The organism is Psychrobacter sp. UBA3068, from assembly GCF_002366815.1.
Taxonomy (GTDB): domain Bacteria; phylum Pseudomonadota; class Gammaproteobacteria; order Pseudomonadales; family Moraxellaceae; genus Psychrobacter; species Psychrobacter namhaensis.
In genome coordinates this window covers 16,586-37,195 of the sequence record NZ_DFBY01000031.1, presented here as the reverse complement: position 1 = coordinate 37,195, position 20,610 = coordinate 16,586, and the positions used below count along the sequence as shown (strand labels likewise).

Annotated in this window: 17 protein-coding genes and 2 tRNA genes; 4 read left to right on the top strand and 15 right to left on the bottom strand. The window is 45.4% G+C overall.

Annotated elements, in window-relative coordinates; all coding sequences use genetic code 11:
• Positions 1-26: 26 nt before the first annotated feature.
• From B2P60_RS07865 to B2P60_RS07810, 12 genes are all read right to left on the bottom strand, one after another.
• Complete coding sequence (locus B2P60_RS07865) at positions 27-434, bottom strand: PaaI family thioesterase (protein WP_286740441.1); 408 nt, start codon at positions 432-434, stop codon at positions 27-29.
• Between the two features lie 51 nt (positions 435-485).
• Positions 486-1,028 (bottom strand): DUF3124 domain-containing protein, encoded by a 543-nt coding sequence (locus tag B2P60_RS07860; RefSeq protein WP_286740439.1) that lies wholly within the window; start codon positions 1,026-1,028, stop codon positions 486-488.
• 43 nt (positions 1,029-1,071) lie between these two features.
• Positions 1,072-1,773: a potassium channel family protein gene (locus tag B2P60_RS07855; RefSeq protein WP_286740438.1), complete on the bottom strand. Its 702-nt coding sequence runs from the start codon at positions 1,771-1,773 to the stop codon at positions 1,072-1,074.
• A gap of 71 nt (positions 1,774-1,844) precedes the next feature.
• The gene (locus tag B2P60_RS07850; RefSeq protein WP_286740436.1) at positions 1,845-3,608 is read right to left on the bottom strand and encodes a TrkH family potassium uptake protein; all 1,764 of its coding nucleotides are present in this window, start codon (positions 3,606-3,608) and stop codon (positions 1,845-1,847) included.
• A gap of 188 nt (positions 3,609-3,796) precedes the next feature.
• The gene (locus tag B2P60_RS07845; RefSeq protein ID WP_286740435.1) at positions 3,797-4,732 is read right to left on the bottom strand and encodes a DMT family transporter; all 936 of its coding nucleotides are present in this window, start codon (positions 4,730-4,732) and stop codon (positions 3,797-3,799) included.
• A gap of 303 nt (positions 4,733-5,035) precedes the next feature.
• Complete coding sequence (locus B2P60_RS07840) at positions 5,036-5,458, bottom strand: tetratricopeptide repeat protein (protein ID WP_286740434.1); 423 nt, start codon at positions 5,456-5,458, stop codon at positions 5,036-5,038.
• Positions 5,459-5,648: 190 nt separating this feature from the next.
• Positions 5,649-6,137, bottom strand: a complete 489-nt coding sequence (locus tag B2P60_RS07835; protein WP_286740433.1) for a M48 family metallopeptidase — start codon at positions 6,135-6,137, stop codon at positions 5,649-5,651.
• A gap of 230 nt (positions 6,138-6,367) precedes the next feature.
• Positions 6,368-8,413 carry a choline BCCT transporter BetT gene (gene betT / locus B2P60_RS07830; RefSeq protein ID WP_286740432.1) on the bottom strand — a complete coding sequence of 682 codons (2,046 nt, stop codon included), beginning with the start codon at positions 8,411-8,413 and terminating at the stop codon, positions 6,368-6,370.
• Between the two features lie 238 nt (positions 8,414-8,651).
• Positions 8,652-10,352, bottom strand: coding sequence for a choline dehydrogenase (gene betA, locus B2P60_RS07825; protein ID WP_286740431.1), 1,701 nt, complete (start codon positions 10,350-10,352; stop codon positions 8,652-8,654).
• 102 nt (positions 10,353-10,454) lie between these two features.
• A complete protein-coding gene (gene betB / locus B2P60_RS07820) occupies positions 10,455-11,957 on the bottom strand; it encodes a betaine-aldehyde dehydrogenase (protein WP_286740429.1) in 1,503 nt (500 codons plus the stop codon).
• 191 nt (positions 11,958-12,148) lie between these two features.
• The gene (locus B2P60_RS07815; RefSeq protein ID WP_193004902.1) at positions 12,149-12,724 is read right to left on the bottom strand and encodes a TetR/AcrR family transcriptional regulator; all 576 of its coding nucleotides are present in this window, start codon (positions 12,722-12,724) and stop codon (positions 12,149-12,151) included.
• A 1-nt stretch (position 12,725) separates the two neighbouring features.
• Positions 12,726-13,070: a DMT family transporter gene (locus B2P60_RS07810; RefSeq protein ID WP_193004901.1), complete on the bottom strand. Its 345-nt coding sequence runs from the start codon at positions 13,068-13,070 to the stop codon at positions 12,726-12,728.
• Between the two features lie 517 nt (positions 13,071-13,587).
• Between B2P60_RS07810 and B2P60_RS07805 the strand changes: the two genes are divergently transcribed.
• The 3 genes from B2P60_RS07805 (at position 13,588) to B2P60_RS07795 (ending at position 15,269) form a co-directional block, all read left to right on the top strand.
• Positions 13,588-13,663: transfer RNA gene (locus B2P60_RS07805), tRNA-Asn, on the top strand.
• 206 nt (positions 13,664-13,869) lie between these two features.
• The gene (locus tag B2P60_RS07800; protein ID WP_193004900.1) at positions 13,870-14,199 is read left to right on the top strand and encodes a CopG family transcriptional regulator; all 330 of its coding nucleotides are present in this window, start codon (positions 13,870-13,872) and stop codon (positions 14,197-14,199) included.
• 344 nt (positions 14,200-14,543) lie between these two features.
• Positions 14,544-15,269, top strand: a complete 726-nt coding sequence (locus tag B2P60_RS07795) for a hypothetical protein (RefSeq protein ID WP_286740427.1) — start codon at positions 14,544-14,546, stop codon at positions 15,267-15,269.
• Between the two features lie 84 nt (positions 15,270-15,353).
• Here B2P60_RS07795 and B2P60_RS07790 read toward each other — a convergent pair.
• The 3 genes from B2P60_RS07790 to B2P60_RS07780 all read right to left on the bottom strand — a co-directional run bounded on the left by B2P60_RS07790 (position 15,354) and on the right by B2P60_RS07780 (position 18,785).
• Positions 15,354-15,444, bottom strand: a tRNA-Ser gene (locus B2P60_RS07790).
• Between the two features lie 92 nt (positions 15,445-15,536).
• On the bottom strand, positions 15,537-16,688 hold the full coding sequence (locus B2P60_RS07785; protein ID WP_286740425.1) for a type I glyceraldehyde-3-phosphate dehydrogenase: 1,152 nt from the start codon (positions 16,686-16,688) through the stop codon (positions 15,537-15,539).
• A gap of 159 nt (positions 16,689-16,847) precedes the next feature.
• A complete protein-coding gene (locus tag B2P60_RS07780) occupies positions 16,848-18,785 on the bottom strand; it encodes an AAA family ATPase (RefSeq protein ID WP_286740424.1) in 1,938 nt (645 codons plus the stop codon).
• Positions 18,786-19,076: 291 nt separating this feature from the next.
• Here B2P60_RS07780 and B2P60_RS07775 point away from each other — a divergent pair, with 291 nt between their 5' ends.
• Positions 19,077-20,603: an aldehyde dehydrogenase family protein gene (locus tag B2P60_RS07775; protein ID WP_286740422.1), complete on the top strand. Its 1,527-nt coding sequence runs from the start codon at positions 19,077-19,079 to the stop codon at positions 20,601-20,603.
• The last annotated feature ends 7 nt before the right edge of the window (positions 20,604-20,610 follow it).

The following is a 20,610-nucleotide window of genomic DNA, read 5'->3' as shown; positions in this document are numbered from 1 at the left end:
CTGTCCTATCTGATGGAAATCGTTCTTTAGTTAGGAGGTACCGAATACGTGCCCACCACATGTGCGACCAAATCGCTTGTGCCTTCTGAATAAAGCGATACCTCACCCACGATAAGTGTGCGCCCTACTTTCATTAAGGTGCAATCAGCGATAATACGAGCTTTGGCCGAGGGTTTACGCAAAAAATTGATGGTCAGGCTCGTCGTTACTGTCAATGGGACAATACCAATTCTGCCAAGTATCGCCACATAGATGGCGACATCAGCGATGCTCATCAATACCGGACCAGAAACTGTGCCGCCAGGCCGCAGCTCATCCACGCCAATAGCGTGTGATAACGTCGCGCCAGTGTCATCTACTGCCTCAACGACGCACTTGGTTTGTGGAAACTCTAGGGCCATAAAGGCGACGATCTCTTCCTTGGTTGCAGACATATCTCTTCCTTGAATTGAATGACTCTTAGTGAGGACTACCTTCCTCATTCATCAATGCACAACTGGTGTACCTTCTGTACTAAACGCAAACCCTTTATTGCTAAAATTTCCAATCATGACTGCTTCTATGACAGGTTTGACCGTCTCATCTATCCCTTCGACTTCGATAATAAAGTTGGCACCTGAACCGCCTTTATCCTCTTCTTTTTCAACAATGTAGTTGAGCGTTGCCATCGCTGGAAGCTCAATGGGTTTGGTTAAATAGGACTTTATCAACGTTCCATTGGTATCGTAATAGTCAATTTTATTGACATAGAGTGACTTTTTTAGTGTGGTATTGCGGACGCTTAACGTCGCTGATAACAAGACTTTGCGGTTTTCTCTGTCGGTATAAATATCCGAGTAAATCGGCACATAAAAAGTTTGTTTATAACCGAGCTGACTATGATCCACATCCGATGTCATTTCTAATTTTTCAATTGGATCTTGATGACTATTGGATAGGGCAACATTGGGGTCTTGCGCGGACTGATCACATCCTGAAAACAGTGTCATCATAGCGACCAATAAGACGGACATACTGCGCTTATTCATAAGTTCTCTCTCTGCCTTGCCATATCACTGCGCTTGCAAACCTCTATTTGATTTTTACACCAACGCTTCGGAGGAACTGGTTGATGTGCTTGTTCGCGCCGTAAATGATGAGTACATCTTTATCTTTCAAAACTTGTTCAGGCATTGCCAAACCTTGAATGCTAGGTTTTCTTTGCGTACGACCAAAGCTATCTTCATAATACTCATAGCGCATGGTACTAAGCAATCGAATATTAAAATTTTGCTCCAACTGCAAGTCACCAACCGTTCGACCAATCAAGGCGATTGGAATGCTAATCTCCACCATACTGAAATGATCGCTCAATTCAAACGAGTCAACGAAATAACGTAGCGACAGTCTTTTTGCCCAGCGTTTGGCCGCTTCTTTTTCAGGGTGAATGAGGTCATCGACACCGATGGCTTGCAGCACTTTTTCGTGTAGCGGATTGATGCTTCGACTAATCAAACGCTTGGCTTTTAAGGTTTTAAAGAGCGCCGTTGCCATGACATTCTCGCCTTGGTCTTCACCGATGGCCACGATGACCATGTCGGTATCGACAATCGGTAACCCTTTAACGGCGTATTCATCTGTAGCATCCATACAAATGGTGTGAGAAATCATCTCCTTATAAGCCTCGACCTTTTGCATACTACTGTCAATGGCAATCACCTCATGCCCTTTACTGGTCAATGCCATACCTAGCGATGAGCCAAAATTCCCTAACCCTACGATAATATATTTCATGACCTTCTACCTTTTTAGTCTTTTTTTAAACCGTTTTAGTAACCAGATTCAGACAGCCTATTTGCCATGATTTAGTTAATGGTAATCTCTTCTGTTGGATAGCGATAATTGGGCTGACGCATGTTTTTGAGCAGTGCAATAAAAATAGTCAGCATACTCACACGCCCAACGAACATAATGACAGAAACCACCATTTTACTAAAATCCGATAGCTCAGCTGTCAAATTCAAGCTTAGCCCCACTGTGCTATAAGCAGAGAAACACTCAAACACCACTTTGATGAGATCAAGTTCTGGTTGATCATAACTGATGAGCGTCACACCCGTGCCGATGACCAGCAGTGACAGCCATACAATAGAAAACGCACGGCGAATCGAGATTTCAGCGATCTGGCGTTTAAACACTTCTACCTTGGTCTGCCCGCGGGCCAAACTTAAGGTATTTAATAGGGCAATAGCAAAGGTACTGGTTTTAATACCACCACCTGTTGAGTTGGGCGAAGCACCAATCCACATCAAAAATATCGTCAACATAATCGTCGGAAACGCCAAATCACCCATATCGATCGTATTAAATCCAGCCGTTCTGGGGGTAGCAGCCGTAAAGAACCCTGTCACTAATTTGCCAAAAAAGCTAGTGTGATCAGCAAGCACATTGTTGTACTCAAACATCATCACACCAGTGAGACCGATCAGTAATAAAGCGCCCGTTGTAATTAACGTAATACGGCTATTGATGTTAAGTAACCACGGTTGGTAGGCGCAGCGCTGGTCACTGCGGCGAGATATCAGCCGCTCACCAAGGTAACGCAAATAACGCAGCACATTGACGACAATGGTAAAACCCATGCCGCCAAAGATAAAGGTCGTGGCAATAATCAGCTGCAACGGATAGTTAAAGCGTAGGGAGTCATCGTACAGCCCCGCGCTAAGAGTAGAGAACCCCGCATTACAGAACGCAGATATGGCGTGAAAAACAGAAAAAAACAGCTGCTCAGATAAGTCCATGTCAGGTATGTCATAAATGCTGATATAAATGAGCGCCGCCGCTACCGCCTCAACGGCAAATGTCACATATAAGATAGACTTGAGCGTCGACACCACATTACCCATACCGCGCATGTAAGACATCTCGCTGATACTTGCTTGGGTCTCATAACTGACCCCGCCCTTAAAGAAGTAACTAAAGTAAGTCACAAACGTCAAAATACCTAAGCCGCCAATTTGAATCAGTCCCATGATAATGACTTGCCCAAACGTCGTGAAATACGTCGCGGTATCTACCACGATAAGCCCAGTCACACAAACGGCACTAGTCGCCGTAAAAAGCGCATCGACAAAGGACAACGGCTGCGTCGTGGCATTGGGCATCATCAGTAATAACGCACCAACCAACACCACTGATAAAAAGCTTAAGATAAAAAACTGGGCAGGGTTTAGAAAAGTGCGATTAAGATTAAAGTCGTGATCAGAGAGCTCACGAACAAAGGTAACGAACACGGCTATCTTTATTGCGACAAAGCCATCAACAGCCGCTGACAATCCTAAACGCACTAGATCAGTGAAATGCGCTGCCAATAAAATAACAATCGCAATGCTGGTAAGCGTGTCAAAGACAACTACTTTATTAAAAGTTAGTGGCTTTTTAGTGTAGAGATAACGACCAGCAGTTACTACAAAACTTAGGAAAATAATGACAAGATAAATAATATGAAAGACTTGTTGTAGCCATGCCGGTAGTGTAAAACCACTATCTAATAAGGCTATAATGACCCCAACAACACTAATGAGAATAGTAAAATTATTTAACAATCGATAATGCTTGGCTGCATTCATAGACTTAATCCACGATGAAATTAACCGCGACAATTGTACTCCCTTTTTTTACCATTCACAAAAAGTGGCGTTAGACAGTCGTAACCAATTATTAAACGGCTAAGACCCTCCATTATTCATAAAACAGGATAAAAACCGCCACAATCGTATAAAAATTATATGGACGCTCTCACCTAGCACCCTGAATTTTAATTATTTTCAGACGACATTTTTACCCCGCCCCATGTCACTAGCGCCACGCCAAGGGCGATCAGTGAAGCTCCCAAAAACAAACCAGCTGGCGGGCTCTCGCCTTGTAAAAAAATAGCAACAGGCACACCAACGACTGCCCCTACCGAGCCCAACAAACTCAATAAGACTGGTCCACCTGTCTTTTGGAGGACAAACAGCAATAAAAACTGACCAGCAAATACGCCTGCTTGGATAGTAATCACACCCAGCGGCAGCCACTCCTTGATCGATACGGTGACTGAAAAATTGGGCAGTGCACTAAACATGAGCAGCAACAGGGCAGCCGCCATTAACATGCCGGGAGCAAGGGCACTAGGAGACGCTTTATCAGGCCAACGTAACGTACGGTATATATTGCCAATGGCCAACAGCACAGGGCCGCATAGGGCGATCACAATCCAAAAAATACTGGCATCAGGTGCCGAAAATTTACGTATGGCCAGCACCCCTGCCCCCATCAGCGCAGCGGCAACACCCAAAGCTCGGATAATACTAAACCGCTCCATCCTCAGCGTTAGGGCGCCAAGATAGGTAAGCAAAGGGGGTAGCGATATAATAAGGGCGACAAAACCTGCCCCAACATGCGGTATAGCGGAAAACAGCAATAAATTGGAACCTGCCACACTGATAAGGGCAGCAACAAAATAATACTCAAAGCTACGGGCACTTAAAGGAGGCAGCTCCTGCCTTATAAAGGCAATGACCCATAAAATGACGGCAGCGCCCGTGATCGACCAAAAGAGAAAAGCAAGTGGCGTCACCCCTACTTCCCCTGCATATTTTGCTAAATTGGTAGAAATACCTATCAGGGCACCGCCAACCAATAGGCAAATAAAAGGAATGAGCCAAGTATTCTTATTAAGAAATGGCGGCGGCTTGGAGGAGTCGTTCATCAACTATCCTATTGGATAAATATATTGGCTATCACTCTGGGGTATAACATTGGACAATCATAGCGATTTTGCTCAGTCATTAATTTAATCAGCCCGTGCGACGACGGCTAATCGCAATAGATGGAGCGGGCACCGTGGAGTCACTTTAAAAAGGTGAGAGTTCTGCTGGTATGAATGTCATGACGCATCTGGCACGCTTGCGAGCAGCCAGCGAGGTAAATTTATACCCGTAGAACATCATTAACGGATGTACCACTTTTACTCTGAACTGACTACATGACAACCGTTTCTATCTCATTGACATTACTCAGCCAATAATGTCGCTAGCAGCTCATCTATCTCAACTTTAAATTCTTTATCTTCAATCTTATTGGCACTGATTTTGGCATTTTGTAAGTTTTTGATAGCCGCCTCTGTGTCACCCATCTCGATTTGTAGGACTGCCATAGAAAAAGCAATCGAGGACAGGTGGTCTTTTGAATTAATAGCCGTGGCTTTTGCGAGCGCTTTGTCATAAATGACTAACGCTTCGTCCAAATCTGCCGTAAAGTCCGCAAGCGTCTCCCACTGCTCTGGATGATCTTTATCGGTGTTTTCGTTATCAATACAAATGGCTTTGAGTTCTGCATAAAACGCATCAAATGCCGCTTGATTGCCTTTGCGGTCAGCTTCTAATAACTCTTCGGCTAAGGTATAAATGGCCTTGTATATCTTGGTATTAATCATTTGTTTCTCTATGTTTAATGAGATTATGTTTGGTGAGATGATGACAGTGTGTGTATGGGCTAAGCCACTGTTTATTCATAAGTACTTTATAACACGCAAGCGTAGCATGACTGACTATCGCAAGGCGTTTTTTTATCGTTGGCTCAAAAGACGGCTTAAGCATAGCCAGCCAGTTAGTTAGTTAGTCAAATCATCGTTCTCGCCAGTGCAGCCACAAGCGCGTATCTAGCTCAAACTGATGGTAGTCAGGCTCCATATGACAGCACAACTGATAAAAAGCTTTATTGTGCTCATGCTCTTTGAAGTGCGCCAATTCATGGACGACAATCATGCGTAAAAACTCAGGCGGCGCTTCTTTGAATAAGCTGGCCACCGTGATGCTGTTATGCGATTTAAGCTTACTGCCCTGTACTCGAGATTGTGTCGTATGCATGCCTAGGGCATGTTTGAGAACTTTTAGTTTGCTACTGTAACTGACATTTGATAATGGTCCAATGTTGCGCATGTATTGGTTTTTTATCTCATTGATGTACTGATAAAGGGCTTTGTCACTTTGCAATTGGTGCTGACTGGGATATTTATTTTCGAGATACGCCCCCAGTCTACCATCACTCATTAGCAGTGCGGCTTGAGTTTGAATTTGCTCTGAGTAATGAGCGATGTACTTCAATGTGGTCACGAATGTATCCTTTGCTGGTGCATTAAAACCTATAAGCTTTTTACTTGGTTCTATCTTGATGAATTTTACCTTATATTTGCTTGTTTTATTCATCACTTGTTTCATCTTGCATAAAGAAACCCCATAAGCAGTATCCAGCTTATGGGGTCATCTCTCATAATTTTTTACTTAAAACCTACCCCGTACATGCATCCACGTTGGTAGTTGGTAGTTGGTAGGCAATTCAACCATCAACGCTCTAAATGAAGGTACTGTAAGTGGCGCTCATACTGGTTTAAGATATCGACCAGTACTTGCTCTTTGGTATAGCCAACCAAATCATACTCTTGCGAGCCTTCACTTAAGAACACCTCAGCACGATAATAATACTCTGCATGCTTGGTTGATGTGTTTAACGTAAAATTAGGACGCTCTGCTTTGATTAGATTCACCTCATACACAAAGTCGTCTTCATCACCATGCCCGACGCGCAGTTTTACGCCATCTATCTGACCATTATCTTGATCCATACCGGCATTGATATCTTCACCGATACTGGCAAGGTTGCGGATATCTAGAGAGGTTTTAAGACCACCTGCTGTGAACTCTTTTTCGACCTCAGTCATCGCTGGCATGACGACATTGTGCAAAAATCTTTCGACCTGTGCATGACTGGGGAAGCTGACAATGCGCTGCAAGCGTGCTTTCCAGCCTTTACCGCTGTCGAGTACATTGGCTGTACCAATCATACTGGCTTTGCGTTTGTTGCCTTCTTCTTTTAGCGATTTCCACATTGACATCATGTAGAGCACAAGGATAAGTGAGAATGGCAAACCGGCAATCACAGACACTGATTGCAGGGAGGCAAAACCACCAGCAAACAATAAGCCTAACGTGATAAGACCTGTTGCTGCCGCCCAAAACAAACGCAACCAAACGGGTGCATCGGTATCATTGGTCATCCCTCTTGAGCTCAGATTCGCCAATACCAAAGCGCCTGAATCCGCAGAGGTCACAAAGAATACTAAGCCGATAACGACGCCAGCAAATGACAACACGTTACTGTAAGGAAAATACTCAAACAAGGCAAACATGCCCATCGCCGCGTCATTGACCGCGATTTCACCAAGCTCGGTGGCACCATTGGCCACTAAATCTATCGCTGAATTACCAAAGATAGAAAACCATGCAAAGATAAAGCCCAGTGGAATAAACATCACGCCAAATACAAACTCACGCAAGGTACGACCACGGCTGATACGGGCAATAAACAAGCCTACAAACGGTGCCCAAGCAACCCACCACGCCCAGAAAAATATCGTCCACGCGGACTTCCAGTCAGCACCCGCTGTGCCATCATAAGCATACACATCAAACGTTTTTGCAACGATCGTTTGGAAGTATTGACCAATATTTTGGGTAAAGGTATTCAACAGATAAACCGTGTTACCCATGACTAATATGGCAAGCAATAGCAGGATCGACGACAGCATATTGAATTCAGAGAGACGGCGTACGCCTTTTTCAACACCCGTCATCGCAGAAATAGCAGCAGCGGCAACGACACCCACGATAATGAGCGTTTGAACCATTTTGCTAGATTCAATACCGAACACATGGGTCAGTCCAGCATTGGCCTGCAAAACCCCAATGCCCAAGCTGGTGGCAATACCCATCAACGTACATACAACGCCAAAGGTATCAATACTATCACCAAGCCAGCCCTTGATTAGACGCTCGCCAAATATCGGGGTCAATGGTGACCGTAGCGCCAGCGGCATGTTTTTGCGGTAAGCAAAATACGCCAGAGCCATACCAATCAGTGCATAAATACCCCAACCATGCAGACCCCAATGTAAAAAAGTCTGAGCAAGCGCCTGACGCATGGCTTCTGCACTGGCAGGCTCAAGTCCCGTATGCGGGGTTAGATAATGCATCAAAGGTTCAGAGGCACCAAAAAACAATAGATCAATACCGATACCAGCCGAAAACAGCATGGCCGCCCAGGCTAGAAAGGGAAACTGGGCTTTTTCATGATCTTGACCAAGTTTGATGTCACCATATTTAGAAAAGCCAACAAAGAGCGCAAAGATGCTATAAGCGGCAACCACCAACATGTAATACCAGCCAAAACTGGCTGAAACCCATGCCATGCTTGAGCTGAGTAATGCCTCACTATAATCTGGAAAAGCAATCGTCCAGATTATTAACAATATAGAAATAATAGCTGAGCCTAAGAACACCGTCTTATTTAAGCTTAGGGGTTTCGTCGCATCAACGGATGGCGAACTGTACATAAAAGACCTCAATAGGTAAATTAAACAGGGTCTGATAGTGCTTTGTCCGTGATAACTTCACAACCGCATGACGCACAAAGCAGTACCAATAAATGAAACGTTGTTATGGAGTTCACAACAGATACAAACACAACGATAACGTCAATACGTTATCGTTGATAAAAAAGACCTTTACTTAGAAAGGTCTTTTTTATGACATGCTCTTATATGGTTATTTGGTTAGTCGTTTGGCAGCAGCTTATACAATAAGACTGTAATCGCGCATCGGCTCAGATCGCAGCGGCGCACCATTAGCCACATAGTAGTCTGCCGTCGAGCGTGGTAGCTGCACGCCGCGCATCTTATCGGCGATTTTTTCTGCGAGCATAATGGTGGTCGCGTTGAGATTGCCACTGATGATATTTGGCATAATTGACGCATCGACGACACGTAGGCCATCGATACCGTGTACCAAACCTTCACCATTCACCACCGCCTCATTACCTTCGCCCATCGCACACGTACAAGAGGGATGGTAGGCGGTCTCACCATGTTCGCGCACATAGTCGTCTAGCTGCTGATCGGTCACTAAATCTTCGCTTGGTGAGAGTGCACGGCCACGGTAAGGGTCAAGCGCTGGCTGATGCATAATCTCGCGAGTGATACGCATGGCAGCACGAAACTCTTGCCAGTCTTGCTCATGAGACATGTAGTTAAATAGGATACTAGGATGGGCGTTTGGATCTTTTGAAGTCAGCTTCACACGACCGCGACTGGGCGAACGCAATGAGCCAACATGCGCCTGAAAGCTATGAGAATCACTGGCACTTCGACCATCATAACGAACCGCAAGCGGCAAGAAATGATACTGAATATTAGGATGGGTAAACTTCTCATCGGTACGGATAAAACCGCCACCCTCAAATTGGTTAGACGCGCCCAGCCCTGTGCCATTGAACAACCATTCAGCCCCAATCGCGGGCTTATTCCACCACTTATTAGCAGGCGCAATCGAGACAGGTAGCTTACACTCATACTGCATGTACAACTCCAAATGATCTTGGAGGTTATTGCCTACGCCTGGCAGATCCAGCACTTCAGTCACGCCCAAATCTTTGAGCCACTGTCCAGGACCAATACCTGAGCGTTGCAATAATTGCGGTGAGGCAATCGCACCAGAGGAGACAATCACTTCACGAGACGCATAGAAGTTTTTACTCTGACCTTCGTGCTCTACTTTCACGCCGACAGCACGCTTGCCATCGAATAAGATCACATCAGTCAGCGCCCCGGTCAAAATCGTGATATTACTGCGCGGTTTGGCACGGTCGAGATAACCACGAGCCGTCGATGCGCGGCGACCGTTCGGCGTGACAAAACGATCCATTGGCCCAAAGCCTTCTTGCTGATAGCCGTTCAAATCTTCGGTGCGCGGATAGCCCGCTTGCACGCCCGCTTCGATCATGGCTTGAAACAGTGGGTTCACCCCAGGCTTTGACGTGGTCATCTCAACAGGACCACCCGCGCCATGATAGTCATTTTCGCCAATATCGCGGTTTTCTGATTTTTTAAAATACGGCAAGCAGTCCAAATACGTCCAATCCGATAAACCGTCTAATTTGGCCCAATCATCAAAATCTAACGCATTACCACGGATATAACACATCCCATTGATCAGCGATGAGCCACCAAGCCCTTTGCCGCGACCACAGTCCATGACACGGTTATTCATGTACGGCTCAGGATCTGTTTTATAGCCCCAATTATAAGTAGTCCCTTGCAAAGGCATCGCAAGCGCGGCGGGCATTTGGGTACGAAAATCCAATCGGTAATCAGGACGGCCCGCTTCTAACAGCAACACCTTAATATTGGCATCTTCGGTTAAACGTGTGGCCAGCACATTACCTGCTGAGCCTGCACCGACAATAATATAGTCATATTCAAGGGTATTTGATGTCATAACATGCTCCGTAATATTGAAAAAACGTCAATCGTTTAATATCAGCAAGGTCGAATAAAAAGGACTCAACCTTACTGCCTTATTTTTTCTCAATACAAACGATTAAAATACCGACTCAAACGTCCCCAATTCTACTTGGATAGACTTGGTTTGAGTGTAATGCTCAAGGGCTTCAATGCCATTTTCACGGCCAATCCCCGAATGCTTATAACCGCCGACTGGCATTTGTGCGGCTGACTCACCCCACGTGTTCAACCAGCAGATACCCGCTTCGATCTGTGCAATGACTCGGTGCGCTCTTGTTAAATCAGCCGTCACCACCCCAGCCGCCAACCCATACTCAGTATCATTGGCGCGGCGGATCACCTCTGCTTCGGTCTCATACGTCAGTATTGACATCACAGGACCAAAGATTTCCTCGCGTACGATGGACATATCATCATGGCAATCTGTAAAGACAGTCGGCGCTACAAATGCACCTTTTGCAAGTGAGTCTGTCGTGACACGCTCACCGCCCGTGAGCAAACGTGCGCCACTGGCTTTGCCTTGTTCAATATAGCCAAGCACTCTTTCCATATGCGAAAAACTGACCAATGGGCCCATATTGACGCTTTCGTCCATCGGATCGCCAAGCTTAATACGCTCGACACGCGTCAAGATGGCTTGCTCAAATTTGGCTTGTAAGGCTTTAGGGATAAACACTCGCGTACCATTGGTACATACTTGACCGCTGCTATAGAAGTTGGCCATCATCGCGATGTCAGCGGCGGTATCGATGTCTGCATCATCAAATATAATCAACGGGGACTTACCACCAAGCTCGAGCGTCACGTCTTTAAGAGACGATGTTGCTGCACTCGACATGACCTTTTTACCCGTCGGTACGCCGCCCGTAAACGATACTTTGGCAATATCAGGATGCTGAGTGAGTGCTTCGCCCACTTCATAATTACCTTGTACCACGTTGAAAACGCCATTTGGCAGTCCCGCTTCTGTCAAAATTTCTGCCAGTTTTAGTGCGGTTAAAGGCGTGACTTCTGATGGCTTAAAAATCATCGCATTACCGGCAGCTAATGCTGGCGCGGCCTTCCACATAGCGATTTGGATGGGATAGTTCCATGCGCCAATGCCTGCCACCACGCCCAGCGGCTCGCGGCGAGTATAAACAAAACTGCTGTCACGCAGCGGAATCTGGCGACCCTCGATCATTGGCGCAAGTCCTGCATAGTACTCCACCACATCAGCACCAGTAACGATATCCACATATTTCGTCTCAGAGAGCGCTTTGCCTGTGTCTTTGGTTTCTAGTAACGCCAGCACATCATTGCGCGCGCGTAGTATGTCAACTGCGTTCAGTAAAATACGGCTACGCTCAACGGGCGTCATGGCAGCCCAAATTTTTTGACCTTGCTGTGCGGCTTGTACCGCCTCATTAATCTGCTCATGGGTGGTTTGCTGAATGGTTGCCAATACCTCGCCCGTCGCCGGATTAATGTCTTCAAAAATTGTCAGTGACTCATCGACAGCCAAATAACGGCCGTTGATATAGGCGGTTTGCACTTTTTCTAAGTCAATGATGTCTGTTACGTTGTTTGAATCTGTCATAGGTTCTCCTTACGACGATTGGCCGCGCTGTTAAGAATGAATCGCGCAAACCAATGAATTCGTCATTACTTAAGTATTGGGATAAAATTTATGGGATATTTACTGACTAAGTGTACCGTTCATATTTTTAACGGTTGTCTTAGCGAGCCTGTATAAACCGTGCGTTAAACTTATTTATCCATGTTTTCATCTTATTGATCAAAGTCACGCTGCGTCATTTGTAGCAAACGAGCACGTAACGACTTTTTATCCGATATGTTGATGCCTGAAAAATCAGAGAGCCATATACCATCAGCGACCAGACGTACCATACATAACGTTTCGGTATTATCAGTGGCTTCATGTTTTTTCAGTTGTTCATTTGCCCACTGCGCCCACAATTCACGCATCTCACTGTCGCCTAGCATCAATACATATAATGTTGCCTGATTATCAAACTCTTTTTGTCCCTTCTCGCCTAGGCTAATAGTGGCATCGATATAGGCACGGGTAAAAGAGCCATAACGCACAGGATCCTTGGCCATTGCTGCATCCACTTCTGCCTCAAATTTGGCCATAGCGTCATTAAACACTTCGAGGATCAGCGCATTTTTGGTGGCGAAGTGATGCATCACGCCCCCTTTAGTCACCCCTACCGCATCGGCAACTGCTTGAAAAGTGACCTTAGACAAACCCTGCTCTAACGTTATCCTTGCAGCTTGATCAAGGAGCGCGCGGCGAATGACTTCTGGTTGTTTTTTACGCTTATAAGCATTTTCCATTTCCATCTTAGTGCACCATAGACTTAGACAATAAATTCATCACCACAACCCCACTCACGATCATCGTAATCCCCACCACGGCTGCTGCATCGAGGCTTTGCTTAAACACCACCACGCTAACGAGCGATGTCAGCACAATGCCCAGTCCGCCCCACAGCGCATAAGCAATACCAAGCGGTATGGTCTTGAGCGTCTGCGTTAATAAGTAAAATGAGATGGCATAAAGCACACCCATGATTAAGGTTGGTACCAAACGCGTAAACTGCTCTGATTTTGCGAGAAAGGTCGTACCAATCACCTCACAAATAATGGCCATGGCAAGATAACCATAAGCAATAGTGGTAGGACTCATAATTAGGTTACCCATCTCAAATGAAGCATATAGTAAAAAGTATGATAAAGAAACCACATGGTCGGTATTTTATAGAAAGTTTTCGGTAATGTGAAGGGTAAGTTTATGATTTCTTGGTTTAAATGCCATAAAAATGGCTGTAGCGGCCAAAAAACAAACCGTTTTTCAATCAAATATCGCTTTATAAGGACATATCTGGTGCTAATGAAGACTTTTTAGAGTCTCAAACTTTAAAGCCTCAATTTTAGAGAAGCAAGGTGGCTAAACAGAGCAACCAATAAGGGTGGTGAGTCGTTGAATAAATAAGCCAGCATGTTGGACGTATCCGTTGACCGAGGTAGCGCCTAGCAAGGGCTAACAGACCCTTTTTGCTAGATTGCGATAATATTTATAATTAATGTCATAATAAGGTTGACAGCCCCTAACGACTTGGCTAAAATATGCCCCACATAACGCAAACAAGCCAAGTGATTGCTCTTATATAAAGCTCAAATAATTGGCTGTTATGACAACTTATTCTCCAATAGCTCAGTTGGTAGAGCAACGGACTGTTAATCCGTGTGTCCCTGGTTCGAGCCCAGGTTGGAGAGCCATATACTAAAAACCTTCATCACTATTTGATGAAGGTTTTTTTATGGTCGTAGCTTTTATCTTTAATGACTGTCATGTCTAACGACGAGAATATTAGCGCGGCCGTGGTGTTCTTTTAGGCATTTTTGTTGTATGGTAAGGTTAGTCTTGATTGGGTTAGTTTTCGTCTGATTGCTTTACTCCTACTCACTAAAAGTAATGGTTTATTATGATACCTGTACGTGTAAAAAATAAATTTTCTGATCATCCGCAAAAAATCATGCGCCCGATCAGTGTACGTTTGTCTGAAGAGATGATCGCGCTATTAGAAACGACGTCGTCAGAGTTGGGTTTTAAACGTATCCAAGGGCTTATTCGCCTATACATTCGTCAAGGTCTTGATCGTGACCATCAGGATTATACGCTAGCGCACGATGAGGTTTTTATCGAAACGTTGCGTAAACGCGGTGTCAGTCAACACATTATCGATGAAGCGATTGTCGTGACTCACAATAATAATATTTCTCACCCTTTGTCAGAGCTACAAGACAACGAGTAAAAAGTCTGTTAAAAAACCCGCATTAAAAAATATGAGTTAATGGTGTGAGAGCCAAAATACGTAGGGCCTCTCACAAAAAAAGACTAAGTATGCCGATGCGCACTTAGTCTTTTTTTGTGGGTGTATAAAATAGTAAACGCACCCTCATGTACGATTTTTTATAAACCCGCTGCTTTATATGTCTCTTCACGTTTTTCTTCGTTAAAGACAAAGACACACATCTCTGTGTCTCTCGATTAAGTTGACTACAGTATTTAGCCATAATTAAACACAATACATCGATAAACGCGGTATATTAAATAAGTAGTCATTAGTATTATTCAGGGTTTACTAGGAGGTGCACGATGATGGAATTACATCAACGTTTCAGCAAAGTACTGTTATTAACGGGCGCTTTAGCGATGCTAGCGCTCGCTCCTGCCTGCTCGCCGCCACAAATTGATCCAAGCAAAAAGACCATACCGACCGACTCGGATCAATGGCAAAAAGAGCTGGGCCCAACGTTAGAGCAACTGCCTGAATCCGACCAGCAGCTGCTCAGTCGCTATATGCTAAGAATGAAGCTGAGCGAAGCTTATGAATCAGGAGCGATGCCGCGTACCACCATCAGGCAAGCCCTCATACAGCAGCGTGAGTATGAGCGCTTGCATCCAAATAACCCAACGGGTCAAAAAAGCCCTATCGCCACAAATCAGCACGCCATAACCGCAAAGTACCCTGTTGCCCTCCTACCCGTTAAAAGTAGCGATAGCGACAGCTTAAACCAAGTAAAGTTGCAGTTTATGCTCTCAAATCACGGTGATATTGCCATTCAGAGCTTTAAAGGCACACTAACCATGCAAGACATCCATCTAAAGCAAGGGAAAAGCTTTAGTGTCCCTCTAACAGACTTCGATCCGCCTATTAAGCCAGAACAATCTGGCAAAATAATCATCGAAAGTAGTATTGAAGATATTAACGTCATGCGTGCCATCAGAAACACCAAAGACATGACGATTGAGATTACTGAGGGAACACTCGTATTAGAAGATGGTCAAAAAATTAAGTTTGGCGAATCGCTAGTGAAATAACAGGTGTGGTTTGGCGCGTTGAGGTTGATATAAAAGACGCAATAAAAAACCCCCAATCATTGCTGATTGGGGGTTTTTCGAATTTGGCGGAGACGGAGAGATTCGAACTCTCGAAGGGCTATGAACCCTTGTCGGTTTTCAAGACCGGTGCATTCAACCGCTCTGCCACGTCTCCATTGGTGCATCATTATATAGATATCATTTTATAATGCAAGCCTATAATTCAAAAAATTTAAATTAATTTTCCAATACCTTGTTATCACTGCTTTATCGCGTACTTGAAGCGAGGTGTAAGCACATATCTAGCAGCCTATTAGCATAGCCCCACTCGTTATCATACCAAGCAAACACCTTATACTGATCCCCAACTTGCATCAACTGCTGCCCATCAATAATAAGGGACTCTGTCTGATGGATAAAATCACTGGAAACCAACGGCTCATCGGTATACGCCATAATATCAAACAGGTGCGCTTGACTGGCAGATTTGAGGACCGCGCCAATCTCTGCAACACTCACATTGGGGGTATCAAAGACAAAGGTCACATCGATGGCAGCCACATCAATAGTGGGTACCCGTATCGAATGACCATTTATTTTGCCAATCATCGCTGGCAGCACGCGCTCTGTGGCAGCGATACTACTAGAGGTGGTTGGAATAATATTGTAACCAGAAGCACGCGCGCGTCTTGGGTCACGATGCGCTTGATCCAGTACCGTTTGATCAGCCGTGACCGCATGAATCTCCGTCATCATGGCCGACTTTACGCCAAATGCCTTATCTAATGTATCGATCAAGGGGACCAATGCCTGAGTGGTACAAGAAACGCTGGAAATGATCGGCAGCTCACGCGTTAACGCCTCTGTGTTCACGCCCATGACGATACAGGCATCGACATCATCAAAAGGCGCGGCACCGATAATCACTTGCTGGGCGCCCGCCTCAATGTGCAGATGCGCTTGCTTATAAGAGCGAAAGTGCCCCGTACACTCAAGCACCACATCGACAGCCAGCGCCTGCCACGGTAACTGCGCAGGGTTGGGTTCTGAGAACAAATTGATACAGTACGTATAATTGTTTTTTGTCAGACAAAGCTGGCTTCTACTACCATCATCGGCGCCAATCGCCACAATATCCGCACTGACGCCAAGTCGACTTAAACGCCCATGGGTACTATCAAACTTTAACAGGTGTAATAGGATATCAGCGGGTGCCAAGTCATTAATCGCCACAACGTGAATGGCTCGGCCCAACACCTCAAAGCGCTCTAGTAGCGCACGCAATACGTTACGCCCGATACGGCCAAAGCCGTTAATAGCGACTCTTAGTGGCTGTGTGTGCTCGCCCGTCACATGAAAAGCTGACGTCCCTACTGGATCAGAGGTCAATTGATAAGTGGCGCTAGAAAAATCAGGCATAACAAATGATCGCTCTAAAGGGGTATAAAAATTAAGCGCTTTTCCGCTCAATACGCTCTAACAGTTACTTGATACCATGGTTTTAACAACCTAGTTTTGACAACCTAGCGCTAACAACATGGTTCAATAACATCGTTTGTTGCTGTGCTTGGATAAACGTTATGGCGTAATAAAAATCAGGGCCAAGCGAATGGTATTGTAATCAATGCGCTGCTTGAGATGATCAAATATCGGACGCAGTTTAACACTACCATCGTCATTGAAATCATTTGGGTTATTAGCGACCTTAATCGCCACATAGGCATTGCCCACTGCTGTCATTACTTCATCCTCTGGACGCAAATGATCACAAGCCAAACTTGGATCTTGCGATTTTAGCTCACCAATATGACGCATGATGGTCGACTGTGACAGTTGCCGTGCTTGTGATATCTCCGCAATGCTCAAACTTTCTTCTAATAACAGCCGTGTCGCTAAAAGCGTGCTGTCTGATTTGTCAGAAACTTGATTGCCCAGTTTCTGTTTTTTATTTAGCTGAGCCTGCTGTTGCTCGCGACGCTTTTTTTGTAGATTGGCATAGGCGTCAATCACTGATTTACTCAGCGTCCCACCCGATTTAAGGATAAACTTCTCATGTGCCTGTGTCATGCTGTCTTCATCGAGCATCGCATAATTGGCATCGGCTTCTGCAGACAGCACCAAAAAGCGCTTATCTGCACCGCGTGCCAGTGGATCGAGTTGCAAGCTCATGTCATTCATACCGAGCAGCTGCAAACCTGCCAGCGACTTCAGCCGTGATAGTGCCACATAACCCTGACCCAGCTCAAACGTACGCGACAAGTCAATCTCAGCCGCCTCCAGTGTCATGCCTTGTGACTTATGAATGGTAATCGCCCATGCTAGGCAAAGCGGTACTTGCTCATAGCTCGCCAACACCTCGCCTGTCTCATCTTCGATGATCCACTCTTCAGGCTCTGCGATGACCTCGCGCCCCGAATTGAGCCTGACCACTGGCATTTTTTGTGTGGTTGATTTTTTGGTCTTTGGCTGATCGACGTCTTTTTTGGCAGCGCTTTTTTTATCTTTAGGGGTGTCTTTATCATCGCCATTGTTGTGATGAGTGCCGTCATCATCTTCGATTAACGCCTCACTATCATCCTTACTGTCCTCAATCTTAACGGCGGCAAAGCCTATCAGCTCACCCATCGTGCCGTTAGAGACACCCAGCTCGGTATTGTTTTTGATAAACATCACCTTAGCGCCAACTTTCAAAACCAGCTCATCTTGGGTACGTACGGTTTTTTTCAACGTCTCAACCAGCTTACTATCGCCAGTCGATGTTGCCTCAAAGCGCCTCATTTCACCAGACAGCGCCGCCAGCTCTTTATCATTGATTTTATTGACATTAAGGTTATGCGTATAAAGTCGCGTACGCTTGATATCGACATTTTGATCAAAGGTTGCTTCAAGCGCAGCAATCGCCTCAAAAGTCACTTCCTGACGACGAATTTGATTCAAGATATCATCTAAATCAAGGCCACCATTGGCCGCCTCGCTAACCTGTCGGTGCTGCTCAGACAGATAGCAAATATGAAATTTAGCATCGAGCCAAGCTTCTGACATAAAGGCAAACTTCTCACGGTTGGTCTCGCCCTTGCTGCCAATCGGTGGTAACTGAAAAAAGTCTCCGGCTACCACCACTTGAATCCCGCCAAACGCCGTGTCGTTTTTACGTACATGCTTGAGTACTTGGCTAACCAAGTTGAGCTGTTTGGCATGGAGCATCGATATTTCATCGATAATGAGTACAGCGGTGTCTTTTAGTCGGTCGGCCAAAAACTGTTTGCGCGATAAATTGCTCAAATCTCGATCTGAGAGCTCATCCTTAATGCCTATACCCGACCAACTATGTATGGTCGTGCCGCTCATATGAGTCGCAGCAATACCCGTACTAGCAGTCACCGCAACAGGCACTCGTCGCGCCCGCAAATAATCAATGTATTGATTGAGCGTATAGGTCTTCCCTGAACCTGCTGAGCCAGTTAAAAAGACATTTTGACCTGTTTTTAAGATATCAAGAGCAGAAGATTGACGCATATATCCAAACCAACCAATAATATAAGTAAAGAAAGCCACAACGTGTTTATTTATAAATGTTTTAACGATAGCAGCTAAAAGTATGTGGCAACGATTATAACAGCTGCACCAGTTTTGCGAACCATTTTCACCCTCACATTGCACATAACATAAAGTTATGCGAGACGAAATATATCATTATAAAAAGTCATTATCCCTATAACCCAAAGCTCAGTACGATAGAGTCATACTTGGTTAGGAAGGCCAATTATTTGTTATCAAATAACCATCATACACAACAAGGAGTCGTTAATGTTATACGCCTATCCCAATACTGAAAACAGTCCCGTCCAATTCCGCCAAAAATATGACAACTTCATCAATGGTGAGTGGGTTGCGCCCATCGATGGCGAGTACTTTGACAACACAAGCCCCATTGATGGTAAGACCATTTGCCAAGTGGCTCGCTCAAAACCTGCTGATATCGAAAAAGCCCTAGATGCCGCCCATGCTGCAAAAGACGCTTGGGGCAAAACCAGCGTTGCTGAACGCGCCAATCTACTGCTAAAAATCGCTGACAAGATGGAAGCCAATCTAGAAGCTATCGCGATTGCTGAATGCTACGAAAATGGTAAAGCAGTTCGCGAAACACTTGCCGCCGACATTCCTTTAGCCATCGATCACTTTCGCTACTTTGCCAGCGCCATTCGCGCGCAAGAAGGCGGCATCAGCCAAATTGATGAAGACACGGTTGCTTATCATTTTCACGAACCCCTTGGCGTTGTTGGTCAAATCATCCCATGGAATTTCCCGATTTTAATGGCCGTCTGGAAGCTGGCGCCTGCCCTAGCCGCTGGTAACTGTATCGTGCTAAAACCTGCTGAGCAAACGCCAGCGTCTGTACTGTTCATGCTAGAGACCATCGGTATCGCTGATATTTTACCAAAGGGCGTCCTAAACGTGGTCAATGGCTTTGGGGTTGAAGCGGGTAAACCATTAGCCTCTAATCCTCGCATTAATAAAGTTGCCTTTACGGGTGAGACCACCACTGGTCGCCTCATTATGCAATACGCCAGTGAAAACATCATTCCAGTAACCCTAGAGCTGGGTGGTAAGAGTCCCAACATCTTCTTTGCTGATGTGATGGACGAAGACGATGACTTTTTAGATAAAGCCGTCGAAGGTCTAGTGATGTTTGCGCTAAACCAAGGGGAAGTCTGTACCTGTCCGTCGCGTGCGCTGGTACATGAAAGCATTTATGATGAGTTTATCAAGCGCTGTATCGAGCGTGTCAAAGCCATCAAAATGGGCAATCCATTAGACACAGACACCATGATCGGGGCGCAAGCAAGCTCAGACCAGCTAGAGAAGATCTTATCTTATCTTGATATCGGTAAAAAAGAAGGCGCTAAAGTATTAGTCGGTGGCGATCAGGCCAAACATGACGGCGACTTATCAGACGGTTACTATGTCCAGCCGACGATCTTTGAAGGCACCAATGACATGCGCGTGTTCCAAGAAGAGATCTTTGGACCTGTCCTTGCCGTGACTACTTTTAAAGACGATGACGAAGCCATGCAGATTGCCAATGACACCTTGTATGGTTTAGGCGCTGGTGTATGGACCCGTAGTGTACACAAGGCATATCGCTTCGGACGTGGTATCCAAGCAGGCCGCGTATGGACCAACTGCTATCATATTTATCCATCACATTCGGCGTTCGGTGGTTACAAACAATCTGGTATCGGACGTGAAAACCATTTAATGATGCTCGACCACTATCAGCAAACCAAAAACATGCTGGTGTCGTACAGTCAGAAAAAAATGGGCTTCTTCTAAACCATCA